Below are 13816 nucleotides of genomic sequence, written 5' to 3'. Positions count from 1 at the left end.
TCTCATCCTTGGGAAGGATCAATGGGTGCCATTGAACCAGAGGCATCAGAAAAACACCCGTCAAAAACACTAATGGCACAGTGCCTTGTCATAGCCAAAATCAGTCGAGCAGATCCAGTTGCAAGTGATCGGCGACCGCTTCGGCGCTGACCGCCTTGAGTTTCGGCACCCGCCCCAGGCACGGCGCCGGAATCCGCTCGGCCAGTGTCGCGAGGTTTTCCTCCAGCCGCGACGTCTTCGGATCAATGATATTCGCCACCCATCCCGCCAGTTGCAGCCCGTCCCGGGCAATCGCCTCGGCCGTCAGCAACGCATGGCTGATGCAACCCAGACGCACGCCGACCACCAGAATCACAGGCAGCTTCAGCGCAATCGCCAGATCCGACAGATTGTCCTGATCCGCCAACGGCACCCGCCAGCCGCCCGCGCCTTCGATCAGCGTGAAGTCGGCATTCATGGCCAGAATCTCGCGCATCGGCGCCAGCAACGATTGCACGGTCAGCGCCACACCCGCCTCGCGCGCTGCCAGATGCGGCGCGATCGCCGGCTCGAACGCCACCGGGTTGACCTGTTGATACGTCAGCGGCAACGAGCATTCGGCCTGCAACGCCAGCGCATCGGAATTGCGCAAACCTTTGGGCGTCACCACACAACCGGACGCCACCGGTTTGCCCGCCGCCGTACTCAGCCCCGCCGACCGCGCAGCGTGCAGCAACCCGGCGGCGACGGTGGTCTTGCCAACGTCAGTGTCGGTTCCGGTGATGAAATAGGCTGCGCTCATAAGGTTTTCTCCAACACGGCGTAGACCACCTGATAAGTCGCCGGCAAGCCCTGCGGCTGACGGAACTGCTCATAGGCTTCGACCAGCCCCAGAATCCGCGCCCGACCGGTCAATCCGCCCGGCCGGCCGGGGTTCAGGTTATGCGCACCCAAGGCCTTGAGTTCATGGGTCAGGCTGCGCACATCCGGGTAATGCAGCACATGCGGCCGGTTCTCCAGACAAACACTGCGCAAACCACTGGCCGAGCACAATTGCTCGTAGCGGGCGAACTCGCGGAAACGGTTGACGTGCACCAGACCATCGACCTGACGCCAGCTGTCGCGCAATTCGTACAGCGTTCCTACACAAAGACTAGCAAACGCGAAAATCCCCCCCGGTTTCAGCACCCGAAACGCTTCGCCGAGCACCGCTTCGAAGTCCGCGCACCACTGCACGGCGAGGCTGGAGAAGATCAGATCACACGTCGAATCCTGCAACGGCAAACGTTCGGCATCGCCAGCAATGAAGTACGTGGCCCCGCCCAACGGCCGCGCGTGATTGAGCATGCCCTCCGCGATATCCAGCGCCAGCCCCTCACCAAATCGCTCGGCCAGTGCCCGAGTGAAATACCCGGTGCCGCAGCCCAGATCCAGCCAGCGTGCCGGCCGAAAATCCACCGGCAAGCGATTCATCAACTGCGCACCGACATCGCGCTGCAACTCGGCGACGCTGTCATAGCTCGCCGCTGCGCGAGAAAAAGAAGCCGCGACCTGGCGCTTGTCAGGCAAGCCGCCGGGCAACGCCGCAACAGACAAATCAGTCATCACCGCACTCACTTAAAAACGCCTGGATCGCACCGGCCACACCGTGGGGGTCTTCCAGAAGAAACGCATGGCTGGCCTGCTCGATCAGACCGACCTCGACATCTGCCAGCAACGCGAACAGCTCGCCCGCGGCCTCCGCCGGCACCAACCCGTCCAGCCCGCCAAACAGATGCAATTGCGGACCACGAAACGCCTGCAAGGCATCGCGCGTATCGATCTGGGCCAACAGTTCAAGTCCCGCCATCAACGCGGCCGGCGAGGTATTCGGCGCGCCGCCGAGCAACAGCCGCGACAAGCCGCGCGCGTCTTGCGCGCCCTGGGCGCACAGCAGAGAGAATCGCTTGAGGGTCGTGCGGGGATCGACGCTGCAGCCGGCCAGAAACGCATCGAAGATCTCGCCGGGCATCGCGCTCGGCCACTGTTCATGGGCGACAAACGAAGGATTGCTCGCCAGGGTCAGCAAGCCGCAGCAATGTTCGCCACGCCGCGCCGCCAGCTCGGACGCGAGCATGCCTCCCAGTGACCAGCCACCGAGCCAGGTATCTTCGGAGATGCGCTCATCGAGCTCGTCGAGCCAGTCTTGCAGATCGCTGGAGTCCAGCTCCGGCAACGGCTCGATGTCGACTTGCAGGTGTTCGTCGAGTCCGCGCAACGCAGCGGCCAGCGGCTCCAGCGGCGAAACGCCGAGGCCCCAGCCCGGTAGCAGAATCAGGCGATCACGCATGGCTTGGCTCCGACTTGAGTTGCGCAAAGCAATCGGCCAGTCCTTCTAACAATAGCTGCACCTGCGCCTCGCTGTGGGCGGCGGTCAGCGTCACCCGCAACCGCGCGCTGCCGGCAGGCACGGTCGGCGGACGGATCGCGGTGACCATCAGCCCACGCTCGCGCAGCATCTGCGACAGACGCACAGCGCGACCGGCATCGCCGATCAGGATCGGCTGGATCGGCGTGAAGCTGTCCATCAGCTCCAGACCGATCTGCTCAGCGCCGTGGCGGAACTGGCGGATCAGCGTCTGCAAATGCTCGCGACGCCAGTGCTCGCTGCGCAGCAGTTCGAGGCTCTTCAAGGTCGCACAGGCCAGCGCCGGCGGCTGGCTGGTGGTGTAGATGTACGGACGGGCGAACTGGATCAAACTTTCGATCAGCTCTTCACTGCCGGCGACGAACGCACCCGCCGTACCGAACGCTTTGCCGAGCGTGCCGACCAGCACCGGCACATCCTCCTGGCTCAAACCGAAATGTTCGACGATGCCGCCACCGTTCGCCCCCAGCGGGCCGAAACCGTGAGCGTCATCGACCATCAGCCAGGCGCCTTTGGCCTTGGCTTCCCGGGCCAGCGCCGGCAGATCGGCAAGGTCGCCGTCCATGCTGAATACGCCGTCAGTGACCACCAAAGTATTGCCGGTGGCCTTTTCCAGACGCTTGGCGAGGCTGTCGGCGTCGTTGTGCAAATAGCGATTGAATCGCGCGCCGGACAACAGGCCGGCATCCAGTAACGACGCATGATTGAGCCGGTCTTCCAGCACCGTATCGCCCTGCCCGACCAATGCGGTGACCGCGCCAAGGTTGGCCATGTAACCGGTGGTGAACAACAGCGCACGCGGCCGTCCGGTGAGATCCGCCAAAGCCTCTTCAAGCGCGTGATGCGGGCCGCTGTGGCCGATCACCAGATGCGAGGCACCGCCGCCGACGCCCCACTTCGACGCACCGGCGCGCCAGGCTTCGATCACTTGCGGATGATTGGCCAGGCCCAGGTAATCGTTGTTGCAGAACGCCAGCAACGGCTGACCGTCGACCACCACTTGCGGCCCTTGTGGGCTTTCAAGCAGCGGTCGCTGGCGATAGAGATTGTCGGCACGACGGGCAGCAAGGCGTGCGGCGAGATCGAAAGACATGCAAGCCTCGAACAGTCAAATCACATGAATCAGGATGGACACCGACCTTGTGGGAGCTGGCTTGCCAGCGATGGCGGCGCCACATTCAACATCAGTGTCGACTGTCAGTCCGCTATCGCTGGCAAGCCAGCTCCCACAGGGGAGTGTTCCTTCAGCAAATCGGGGCGAGTTTCAGACCGCCGCGTTGTAGAACTGCTCGCTGCTCTTCTGCTCCACCAGCGCCTGCTCGATGGCGGCCTGGTGGACTTCGTCGGCATGCTCTTCGCGGGCTTCCGGCTGAATGCCCAGGCGTGCGAACAGCTGCATGTCCTTGTCGGCCTGCGGGTTGGCGGTGGTCAGCAGCTTGTCGCCGTAGAAGATCGAGTTGGCACCGGCGAAGAATGCCAGGGCCTGCATCTGCTCGTTCATCGCTTCGCGACCGGCGGACAAGCGCACGTGGGATTGCGGCATCAGGATGCGCGCCACGGCGAGCATGCGGATGAAATCGAACGGATCGACGTCGTCGGCGTTTTCCAGCGGCGTGCCGGCCACTTTCACCAGCATGTTGATCGGCACCGACTCCGGATGCTCCGGCAGGTTGGCCAGCTGGATCAGCAGGTTGGCGCGGTCATCGAGGGACTCGCCCATGCCGAGAATGCCGCCGGAGCAGATTTTCATCCCCGCATCGCGCACATAGGCCAGGGTCTGCAGACGCTCGGCATAGGTGCGGGTGGTGATGATGCTGCCGTAGAACTCCGGCGAGGTGTCGAGGTTGTGGTTGTAGTAGTCGAGCCCGGCCTTGGCCAGGGCTTCGGTCTGGTCCTGATCGAGACGGCCGAGGGTCATGCAGGTTTCCAGGCCCATGGCCTTCACGCCTTCGACCATCTTCAGCACGTAAGGCATGTCCTTGGCCGACGGGTGCTTCCACGCCGCGCCCATGCAGAATCGGGTCGAACCGATGGCCTTGGCGCGGGCAGCCTCTTCGAGGACTTTCTGCACTTCCATGAGCTTTTCTTTTTCCAGCCCGGTGTTGTAGTGACCGGACTGCGGACAATATTTGCAATCTTCCGGACAGGCCCCGGTCTTGATCGACAACAGGGTGGAAACCTGAACGCGGTTGGCGTCGAAATGCGCGCGGTGCACCGTCTGCGCCTGGAACAGCAAGTCGTTGAATGGCTGAACGAAGAGTGCTTTGACTTCGGCCAAAGTCCAGTCGTGACGCAGGGTGGCAGTGGTGCTGGCGCTCATGGGCGTTTCCTTGGTTATGCTTGGCTGGCGCCTGGGGAAACGGAATACCCACAGGCACGACACGGATGTTCGGCATATTTAAGGAAGAGCCATGCGCTGTCAACCACACTACGAAAGGCCGGTTTACATCTGGTTAAAAAACAAACAGAACTGTTTATTGTGCGATGAACCGGCAGACGCGCAAATCCCGATCTGCACCGCCTGCGAAACCGATCTGCCGTGGCTGGGCGATCAATGCCTGACCTGCGCCCTGCCCTTGCCCACTGGCGGCCTGACCTGTGGGGGCTGCCTGAACGATCCACCGGCCTTTGAACAGGTGGCCGTGCCATGGACTTACAGCATTCCGGTGGACACGTTGATCACCCGTTTCAAGCACAACGCCAAATGGCCACTTGGCCACTTGCTCGCCGACGTTCTCGGCGAGTTCCTTCAACATCGCTTCGAAGAAGACCTGCCTCGTCCGGACGCATTGCTGCCAGTGCCGCTCGCACCAAAACGCCTGCGCCAGCGCGGCTTCAATCAAGCGGCGATGCTCGCGCAGTGGCTGGGCAAGTCACTCGACCTGCCTTGCGAGGAACACAGCCTTTTGCGCGTGCAGGATACCGACGCCCAGCAGGCCCTGAACGCCAAGGCGCGTAAACGCAATCTGCGTCACGCCTTCGCCTTGAGCCCCGATGCAAAGATGAAAGGCCGGCACCTGGCCCTGGTCGACGACGTGCTGACCACCGGCGCCACCGCCCAGGCGCTGGCCCGCTTGCTGATGGACGCCGGCGCCGCGCGGGTGGATGTGTATTGCCTGGCCCGCACGCCAAAACCCGGCGACGCGGCTTGACGGATACGTCCCGAGCCGCCAACGTCCTCCCTCAACCCTTCAGTACAAAGCGTCCGCCATGTCCCTGCCCACCCTGTTGTCCCAGCACATCGTCCGCCGTCCGCAGCGCATCGCCTTGCTGCAACACATCGCCGAACAGGGTTCGATCACCCGCGCCGCAAAAAGCGCCGGTCTGAGTTACAAGGCGGCGTGGGATGCCATCGATGAGCTGAACAACCTCGCGCAAAAGCCTCTGGTCGAGCGCGCGGTCGGCGGCAAGGGTGGCGGTGGCGCCAAACTGTCGAGCGAGGGCGAGCGGGTGCTGCGCCTCTATCAAAAGCTGCAAGCCTTGCAGGCCCAGGTGCTGGAAGCGGCCGAGGACGCCAGCGATCTGGACCTGCTCGGTCGGCTGATGCTCAGGACCAGCGCGCGCAATCAACTGCACGGCAAAGTCGTGCTGATCGAAGGTCAGGGCCGCAACGACCTGATCCGCCTCGAACTCGCCGAAGGTCTGTCGATCGACGCGCAGATCACCCACGACAGCACCGTGCATCTGGAGCTGCAACCGGGCACCGAAGTGGTGGCGCTGATCAAGGCCGGCTGGCTCGAATTGCTCGCGCCAGAGGCCACGCCTGCCGTCGGCCACAACCTTTTGAGCGGCCGGATCGAGGCGATTCTCGACGCCGAGGACGGCCCGAGCGAAGTGCGCATCGCCCTGCCCAATGGCCAGACCCTGTGTGCGCTGGCCGAACCGCTGGACTTGCGCACCCGTGGCCTGACGGTCGAGCAAGCGGTGCAGGTGCAGTTTTCCCCGTCCAATGTGCTGCTCGGAACACCGCTCTAAACAGCGCTGCAACGAAAGCGTCATCGACCCGCATTAAGGTGGCTGCCAAAACCATGCAGGGAGCCTGATGTGAGCCTATTAGAAGAAAACCAATCCACAGACCTGGAAAAAATGGTCGGCCTGAGCCGTCGCGGTTTCATCAGCGCCGGCGCGCTGTGCGGCGCGGCGATGTTCCTCGGCGGCAACCTGCTGAGCCGCAGCGTGCTGGCCGCCAGTGTCAGCGCCGGCAACAGCCGTTTGCTCGGCTTCGACAGCATTCCGGCCGCCACCGCCGACACCATCAGCCTGCCCAAGGGCTACAAGTCGTCGGTGCTGATCAGCTGGGGCCAGCCGCTGCAAAAGAACGGCCCGGCCTTCGACCCGAGCGGCAACGGCACAGCGGCTGCGCAGGAAGTGCAGTTTGGCGACAACAACGACGGGATGAGCCTGTTTGAATTCCCGGGCGAGAAAAACCGTGCGTTGATGGCGATCAACAACGAATACACCAACTACCGCTACCTCTATCCGCACGGCGGCATGCCGCAATCGGCCGAGGACGTGCGCAAGGCCCTGGCCTGCGAAGGCGTGTCGGTGATTGAGGTACAGCGCAAGAACGGCCAGTGGCAGTTCGTCCAGGGCTCGCGCTACAACCGGCGCATCCACGGCAACACGCCGATCCGCCTCAGCGGCCCGGCTGCCGGCCACGAGCTGATGAAAACCAGCGCCGACAAGCACGGCAAGAAAGTTCTCGGCACCTTCCAGAACTGCGCCAACGGCAAGACGCCGTGGGGCACCTATCTGACCTGCGAAGAGAACTTCACCGACTGCTTCGGCAGCAGCAACGCCCAGCAACAGTTCGACCCGGCGCAGAAACGCTACGGCGTGTCGGCCGCCAGCCGCGAGATCAACTGGCATCCGTTCGATCCGCGCTTCGACATGGCGAAGAACCCGAACGAACTCAACCGTCACGGCTGGGTCGTGGAAATCGATCCGTTCGACCCGCAATCAACCCCGGTCAAACGCACCGCGCTGGGCCGCTTCAAACATGAAAACGCCGCACTGGCCGAGACCGACGACGGTCGCGCCGTGGTGTACATGGGCGACGACGAACGCGGCGAGTTCATCTACAAATTCGTCAGCCGCGACAAGATCAACCACCGCAACGCCAAAGCCAACCGCGACATCCTCGATCACGGCACGCTGTACGTGGCCAAGTTCGATGCCGGCGACGGCAATCCGGATCATCCGAAAGGCCAGGGTCAGTGGATCGAACTGACCCACGGCAAGAACGGCATCGACGCCAGCAGCGGTTTCGCCGATCAGGCTGAAGTGCTGATTCACGCACGTCTCGCCGCCAGTGTGGTCGGCGCCACGCGCATGGACCGTCCGGAATGGATCGTGGTCAGCCCGAAAGACGGCCAGGTTTATTGCACCCTGACCAACAACGCCAAGCGCGGCGAAGACGGGCAACCGGTGGGCGGCCCGAACCCGCGCGAGAAGAACGTCTACGGGCAGATCCTGCGCTGGCGCACCGACCGCGACGATCACGCGGCGAAGACCTTCGCCTGGGATCTGTTCGTGGTCGCCGGCAACCCGGGCGTGCACGCCGGTACACCAAAAGGCGGTTCGTCGAATATCACGCCGCAGAACATGTTCAACAGCCCCGACGGCCTCGGCTTCGACAAGGCCGGACGGTTGTGGATTCTCACCGACGGCGACTCGAGCAACGCCGGTGATTTCGCCGGGATGGGTAACAACCAGATGCTCTGCGCCGATCCTGCGACCGGTGAGATTCGCCGGTTCATGGTCGGGCCGATCGGCTGTGAAGTCACCGGGATCAGTTTCTCGCCGGATCAGAAAACCCTGTTCGTCGGGATTCAGCACCCGGGCGAGAACGGCGGTTCGACCTTCCCCGAGCACCTGCCGAACGGCAAGCCGCGGTCATCGGTGATGGCGATTACCCGTGAGGATGGCGGGATCGTCGGCGCCTGATCGGGCGACGCTCTGATCGTTCCCGTGCGCTGCGCGGGAACGATCCCACTCAAGACAGCCCGTCTGCGCTACCATGCTGAGCCGGACGCGGCAGCCTGCTGCGCGCAGGAGTCAGCATGGCCCACCCGTTTGAAACCCTCACCCCAGACCTCGTGCTCGATGCCGTCGAAAGCATCGGCTTCCTGAGCGACGCGCGCATTCTGGCGCTCAACAGTTATGAAAACCGCGTTTATCAGGTCGGCATCGAAGACTCGGAACCGCTGATCGCCAAGTTCTATCGCCCGCAGCGCTGGACCAACGAAGCGATCCTGGAGGAGCACCAGTTCACCTTCGAACTGGCCGACGTCGAGATCCCGGTGGTGGCGCCATTGATCCACAACGGCGAAACCCTGCACGAACACGCCGGTTTTCGTTTCACCCTGTTTCCCCGTCGCGGTGGCCGGGCGCCGGAACCGGGCAATCTCGACCAGTTGTATCGCCTCGGCCAATTGCTCGGGCGCATGCACGCGGTCGGCGGCACCAAACCGTTCGATCACCGCGAAGCGTTGGCCGTGAAGAACTTCGGCCATGACTCGCTGACCACCCTGCTGGAAGGCAACTTCATTCCCAAGAGCCTGCTGCCGGCCTACGAGTCCGTCGCCCGCGACCTGCTCAAGCGTGTGGAAGACGTCTACGCCAACACGCCGCACCAGAACATCCGCATGCACGGCGACTGCCACCCCGGCAACATGATGTGCCGCGACGAGATGTTCCACATCGTCGACCTCGACGACTGCCGCATGGGGCCGGCGGTACAGGACATCTGGATGATGCTCGCCGGCGATCGTCAGGATTGTCTGGGACAGTTGTCGGAATTGATGGACGGCTACAACGAATTCCATGACTTCGACCCGCGTGAACTGGCGCTGATCGAACCGCTGCGCGCCCTGCGCCTGATGCATTACAGCGCGTGGCTGGCCCGACGCTGGGACGATCCGGCGTTCCCCCGCAGCTTTCCTTGGTTTGGCAGCGAGCGGTATTGGGGCGATCAGGTACTGGCGTTGCGTGAGCAACTGTCGGCGTTGAACGAAGAGCCGTTGAAGCTTTTCTGACACGACACGTCTATACAACTGCCCGTACAATCGCTGCTTTGTTAGCTGCCTAAGCAAGGATTCTGCATGCAAGCCGCCAACCCGCGTCGCGGGTACATTCTGGGCCTTAGCGCCTACATTATCTGGGGACTGTTCCCGCTCTACTTCAAAGCCATCGCCGAAGTGCCGGCGGTGGAAATCATCATCCACCGGGTGCTGTGGTCGGCGCTGTTCGGCGCGCTGCTGTTGATGGTGTGGAAGCATCCCGGCTGGTGGCAGGAACTGCGCGACAACCCGAAACGCCTGGCGATTCTTGCGCTCAGCGGCACCTTGATCGCGGCCAACTGGCTGACCTACGTCTGGTCGGTGAATAACGGCCGGATGCTGGAAGCGAGCCTCGGTTACTACATCAACCCGCTGGTGAACGTGCTGCTCGGCATGCTGATCCTCGGCGAACGCCTGCGGCGCATGCAGTGGCTGGCGGTCGGTCTGGCGGCGGTCGGCGTGGCGCAGCAGGTGTGGCAGGTCGGCAGCCTGCCGTGGGTGTCGCTGGTGCTGGCGCTGACCTTCGGTTTCTACGGGCTGATCCGCAAGCAGGCACCGGTCAAGGCGTTGCCGGGGCTGGTGGTGGAAACCTGGATGCTGGTGCCGATCGCCCTTGCGTGGCTGCTGTTCAATCCGACCGCGACCAGTGCCCAGGCCGAGTTCTGGACCACTTCCGAAGCTTGGTGGCTGGTGGCGGCCGGTCCGGTGACGCTGGTGCCGCTGGTCTGCTTCAACGCGGCGGCGCGGCATCTGCCCTACACCACCCTCGGTTTCCTGCAATACCTGGCGCCTACTTTGGTGCTGCTGCAGGCTGTGCTGCTGTTCGGCGAGCACTTGTCGTCCAGCACGCTGATCGCCTTCATGTTTATCTGGGCCGGTCTGGCGGTCTACAGCGTCGATGCGTGGCTGAGCCTGCGCCGGCGCAGCTGATCAAAAAACGCACAAACCTCCACAGGCCACGGTTCTCGTGGCCTGTATCGTTCCTTCCCAAGGTTATCCACAGCGTGATCCCCGCCGTTTGTGCGCAAGTCACTGAATGCTGGCGTTTTTTTGATCAATCTTCGCCAAGCCACGGCGGACGTGGCCTGGCGGTCAGTCTCTACAGGTTATCCACAGGCAGGTGCACGTTTAAACTGGATAACCCGATCCCTCTTCACAGGTCGGTGCGCAGCACCAATTCCACCATCAAGTCATCGGCCAGGGTTTCCAGGCGCGATTGCAGCACGTCCAGCGACAGGGTCAGCGGCACCGCCAGAATCGCCTCGGCGTGGAACAGCGGCTCGCTGCTCATCGGTGCCGGGCGCACCTCGGTCACCAGCCGCTCCAGGTTTACGCCCTGCTCGCTCAGCAACCGGGTGATGTCACGCACGATGCCCGGACGATCATTGCCCACCAGCTCCATGGCGATCGGCTTCCACGTGCAGGCCTGCTCGATACCGCTTTCGGCCACCAGCACGCGGATGCCCTGTGCCGACAAAGCTTGTAGGGCATCGACTAATTCGTCGTAAGCCTCCGCTGGCACGCCGACCCGCAGGATCCCGGCGAACTGCCCGGCCATGCGTGACATGCGGCTTTCCAGCCAGTTGCCGCCGTGTTCGGCGATACATTGGGCGATGCGCTCGACCTGCCCGGGCTTGTCCGGTGCGAAGACGGTGAGTACGAGGTGATCCATGGCGCAGCCCTCTTGTCATGACTTTTGTTATAGAAAAGCAAGTATAGGCAAGCGTTCGACAGACGCCTCAGACGCTCGCAATCACAAATCGTGTACAACTTTTTATATTTAACTGGAACAATCCATTGGTTTTTTGAGAACATCCTGTTCCGCACCGTGACCGCAATGCGTCATGGGGTCGCAGAACGACGTAATTAGTCTGATTTTCACAACCGCAACTCATCATGTAGTATGCCGCAGCGCGCACTACATAACGCTGGATCGATGTCTGCCCAAGGCACGTTCGCAACCCTGAAAGCCCCGTCAGCAAGGCCCCCAAGCCGTTGATTGGTCCCAGCCCAGCCGCCAGCGATGGCATGTACTGGTCGAGGGGTTTGTGGTTTAAATGGCCAGAGGCTTCATTGTTAAATTGAAGAGCTGAAAAGCGAAATAGCTGAGCAGAGTGAGGCAAGCAATGACTGAACACGTTCAAGTCGGTGGCCTGCAGGTCGCCAAAGTCCTGTTCGACTTCGTGAACAACGAAGCCATTCCCGGTACCGGCCTCACCGCCGACAAATTCTGGGAAGGTGCCGACAAGGTCATTCACGACCTGGCGCCAAAGAACAAAGCCCTACTCGCCAAACGCGATGACTTCCAGGCTCGTATCGATGGCTGGCACCAGAGCCGTGCCGGTCAGCCGCACGACGCCGTGGCCTATAAAGCCTTCCTGCAAGAGATCGGTTATCTGCTGCCAGAAGCGGCTGATTTCCAGGCAACGACGCAAAATGTCGATGACGAAATCGCCCGTACCGCCGGCCCGCAACTCGTGGTTCCGGTGATGAACGCCCGCTTCGCCCTCAACGCCTCGAACGCCCGCTGGGGTTCGCTGTACGACGCCCTGTACGGCACCGACGCCATCAGCGAAGCCGGCGGCGCGGAAAAAGGCAAAGGCTACAACAAGGTGCGTGGCGACAAAGTCATCGCCTTCGCCCGTGCGTTCCTCGACGAAGCCGCGCCACTGGCGACCGGCTCCCACGTCGATTCCACCGGCTACAAGATTGCTGACGGCAAACTGGTCGTCACCCTCAAGGGCGGCAGCACCAGCGGCCTGCGCAACGAAGCTCAGTTGATCGGCTTCCAGGGCGACGCCAATGCGCCGATCGCGATCCTGCTGAAAAACAACGGCCTGCATTTCGAAATCCAGATCGATGCCAGCACCCCGGTCGGCCAGACCGATGCCGCCGGCGTCAAAGACATCCTGATGGAAGCGGCGCTGACCACCATCATGGACTGCGAAGACTCCGTCGCTGCCGTCGATGCCGACGACAAGGTTGTGATCTACCGCAACTGGCTCGGCCTGATGAAGGGCGATCTGGCGGAATCCGTGTCCAAGGGCGGCCAGACCTTCACCCGCACCATGAACCCGGATCGCACCTACACCAAGGTCGACGGCAGCGAACTGACCCTGCACGGCCGTTCGCTGTTGTTCGTGCGTAACGTCGGTCACCTGATGACCATCGACGCGATCCTCGACAAGCACGGCAACGAAGTGCCGGAAGGCATCCTCGACGGCCTGGTGACTTGCCTGGCGGCGATGCACAACCTGAGCGGCAACACTTCGCGCAAGAACACCCGCACCGGTTCGGTCTACATCGTTAAACCGAAGATGCACGGCCCGGAAGAAGCGGCGTTCACCAACGAGTTGTTCGGTCGCATCGAAGACGTGCTGGGCCTCAAGCGCAACACCCTGAAAGTCGGGATCATGGACGAGGAACGCCGTACCACGGTCAACCTCAAGGCCTGCATCCAGGCGGCCAGCGAGCGCGTGGTGTTCATCAACACCGGTTTCCTCGACCGCACCGGCGACGAAATCCACACCTCCATGGAAGCCGGCCCGATGGTGCGCAAGGCGGACATGAAGGCCGAGAAATGGATCGGCGCCTACGAGAACTGGAACGTCGATATCGGTCTGAGCACCGGCCTGCAAGGTCGTGCGCAAATCGGTAAAGGCATGTGGGCGATGCCCGACCTGATGGCGGCGATGCTCGAACAGAAAATCGCTCACCCGTTGGCCGGCGCCAACACTGCCTGGGTTCCGTCGCCAACCGCCGCTGCGCTGCACGCGCTGCACTACCACAAGGTCGACGTGTTCGCCCGTCAGGCCGAGCTGGCCAAACGTGCCCGCGCTTCGGTCGATGACATCCTGACCATCCCGCTGGCGGTCAACCCGAACTGGACCCCGGAGCAGATCAAGAACGAACTGGACAACAACGCCCAGGGCATTCTCGGTTACGTGGTGCGCTGGATCGACCAGGGCGTGGGTTGCTCGAAGGTGCCGGACATCAACGACGTCGGCCTGATGGAAGACCGTGCGACGCTGCGTATCTCCAGCCAGCACATCGCCAACTGGTTGCGTCACGGCGTGGTGACCGAAGCGCAAGTGATGGAAAGCCTCAAGCGCATGGCGCCGGTGGTTGACCGTCAGAACGCCAACGACCCGCTGTACCGTCCGCTGGCCCCGAACTTCGACAGCAACATTGCCTTCCAGGCGGCGGTCGAACTGGTGATCGAGGGCACCAAACAGCCGAACGGCTACACCGAGCCGGTCCTGCACCGTCGTCGTCGCGAGTTCAAGACTGCCAACGGCCTGTAACCTGCGCTGATGCCGGACATGAAAAAGCCCTGATCTTTCGATCAGGGCTTTTTTGTTTGCGCCGG

12 protein-coding genes are annotated in these 13816 nt (G+C 62.5%); 6 read left to right on the top strand and 6 right to left on the bottom strand.

Features of this window, described 5'->3' with window-relative positions:
- Nucleotides 1-100: 100 nt before the first annotated feature.
- From bioD to bioB, 5 genes are all read right to left on the bottom strand, one after another.
- Nucleotides 101-781: a dethiobiotin synthase gene (gene bioD / locus GQX66_RS14520; RefSeq protein ID WP_085697738.1), complete on the bottom strand. Its 681-nt coding sequence runs from the start codon at nt 779-781 to the stop codon at nt 101-103.
- The gene (bioC, locus tag GQX66_RS14515; protein WP_240869820.1) at nt 778-1584 is read right to left on the bottom strand and encodes a malonyl-ACP O-methyltransferase BioC; all 807 of its coding nucleotides are present in this window, start codon (nt 1582-1584) and stop codon (nt 778-780) included. Before bioC ends, bioD begins: the two co-directional genes overlap by 4 nt.
- Nucleotides 1577-2308, bottom strand: coding sequence for an alpha/beta fold hydrolase (locus tag GQX66_RS14510; protein ID WP_240869814.1), 732 nt, complete (start codon nt 2306-2308; stop codon nt 1577-1579). The genes bioC and GQX66_RS14510 overlap by 8 nt, the downstream gene beginning before the upstream one ends.
- Nucleotides 2301-3479, bottom strand: a complete 1179-nt coding sequence (gene bioF / locus GQX66_RS14505) for an 8-amino-7-oxononanoate synthase (protein ID WP_240869812.1) — start codon at nt 3477-3479, stop codon at nt 2301-2303. The genes GQX66_RS14510 and bioF overlap by 8 nt, the downstream gene beginning before the upstream one ends.
- 171 nt (nt 3480-3650) lie before the next feature.
- Nucleotides 3651-4706 (bottom strand): biotin synthase BioB, encoded by a 1056-nt coding sequence (gene bioB / locus GQX66_RS14500; RefSeq protein ID WP_011336244.1) that lies wholly within the window; start codon nt 4704-4706, stop codon nt 3651-3653.
- A 91-nt stretch (nt 4707-4797) separates the two neighbouring features.
- On the opposite strand from bioB, the gene GQX66_RS14495 reads away from it, so the two are divergent.
- From GQX66_RS14495 to rarD, 5 genes are all read left to right on the top strand, one after another.
- Nucleotides 4798-5538, top strand: a complete 741-nt coding sequence (locus GQX66_RS14495; protein ID WP_240869810.1) for a ComF family protein — start codon at nt 4798-4800, stop codon at nt 5536-5538.
- Between the two features lie 58 nt (nt 5539-5596).
- A complete protein-coding gene (locus GQX66_RS14490) occupies nt 5597-6361 on the top strand; it encodes a TOBE domain-containing protein (RefSeq protein WP_240869807.1) in 765 nt (254 codons plus the stop codon).
- 69 nt (nt 6362-6430) lie between these two features.
- Nucleotides 6431-8332, top strand: coding sequence for a PhoX family phosphatase (locus GQX66_RS14485; RefSeq protein WP_240869805.1), 1902 nt, complete (start codon nt 6431-6433; stop codon nt 8330-8332).
- A 116-nt stretch (nt 8333-8448) separates the two neighbouring features.
- On the top strand, nt 8449-9423 hold the full coding sequence (locus tag GQX66_RS14480) for a serine/threonine protein kinase (protein WP_240869803.1): 975 nt from the start codon (nt 8449-8451) through the stop codon (nt 9421-9423).
- A 66-nt stretch (nt 9424-9489) separates the two neighbouring features.
- Nucleotides 9490-10377 (top strand): EamA family transporter RarD, encoded by an 888-nt coding sequence (gene rarD, locus GQX66_RS14475; protein WP_007959831.1) that lies wholly within the window; start codon nt 9490-9492, stop codon nt 10375-10377.
- 223 nt (nt 10378-10600) lie between these two features.
- On the opposite strand, the gene GQX66_RS14470 is transcribed toward rarD, so the two are convergent.
- Nucleotides 10601-11119 carry a glycine cleavage system protein R gene (locus tag GQX66_RS14470; RefSeq protein ID WP_011336250.1) on the bottom strand — a complete coding sequence of 173 codons (519 nt, stop codon included), beginning with the start codon at nt 11117-11119 and terminating at the stop codon, nt 10601-10603.
- Between the two features lie 454 nt (nt 11120-11573).
- On the opposite strand from GQX66_RS14470, the gene GQX66_RS14465 reads away from it, so the two are divergent.
- Complete coding sequence (locus GQX66_RS14465; RefSeq protein WP_240869801.1) at nt 11574-13751, top strand: malate synthase G; 2178 nt, start codon at nt 11574-11576, stop codon at nt 13749-13751.
- Nucleotides 13752-13816 lie beyond the last annotated feature (65 nt).

The organism is Pseudomonas sp. B707 (genome assembly GCF_022496685.1).
GTDB lineage: Bacteria > Pseudomonadota > Gammaproteobacteria > Pseudomonadales > Pseudomonadaceae > Aquipseudomonas > Aquipseudomonas paraglycinae.
The sequence above is the reverse complement of the archived record's forward strand: the minus strand, read 5'-3'. Positions and strand labels throughout refer to the sequence as shown.

Coding starts and splice junctions, on each gene's coding strand:
- bioD (WP_085697738.1), bottom strand. CDS start 781: ATGAGCGCAGCCTATTTCATCACCGGAACCGACACTGACGTTGGCAAG.
- bioC (WP_240869820.1), bottom strand. CDS start 1,584: ATGACTGATTTGTCTGTTGCGGCGTTGCCCGGCGGCTTGCCTGACAAG.
- GQX66_RS14510 (WP_240869814.1), bottom strand. CDS start 2,308: ATGCGTGATCGCCTGATTCTGCTACCGGGCTGGGGCCTCGGCGTTTCG.
- bioF (WP_240869812.1), bottom strand. CDS start 3,479: ATGTCTTTCGATCTCGCCGCACGCCTTGCTGCCCGTCGTGCCGACAAT.
- bioB (WP_011336244.1), bottom strand. CDS start 4,706: ATGAGCGCCAGCACCACTGCCACCCTGCGTCACGACTGGACTTTGGCC.
- GQX66_RS14495 (WP_240869810.1), top strand. CDS start 4,798: ATGCGCTGTCAACCACACTACGAAAGGCCGGTTTACATCTGGTTAAAA.
- GQX66_RS14490 (WP_240869807.1), top strand. CDS start 5,597: ATGTCCCTGCCCACCCTGTTGTCCCAGCACATCGTCCGCCGTCCGCAG.
- GQX66_RS14480 (WP_240869803.1), top strand. CDS start 8,449: ATGGCCCACCCGTTTGAAACCCTCACCCCAGACCTCGTGCTCGATGCC.
- rarD (WP_007959831.1), top strand. CDS start 9,490: ATGCAAGCCGCCAACCCGCGTCGCGGGTACATTCTGGGCCTTAGCGCC.
- GQX66_RS14470 (WP_011336250.1), bottom strand. CDS start 11,119: ATGGATCACCTCGTACTCACCGTCTTCGCACCGGACAAGCCCGGGCAG.
- GQX66_RS14465 (WP_240869801.1), top strand. CDS start 11,574: ATGACTGAACACGTTCAAGTCGGTGGCCTGCAGGTCGCCAAAGTCCTG.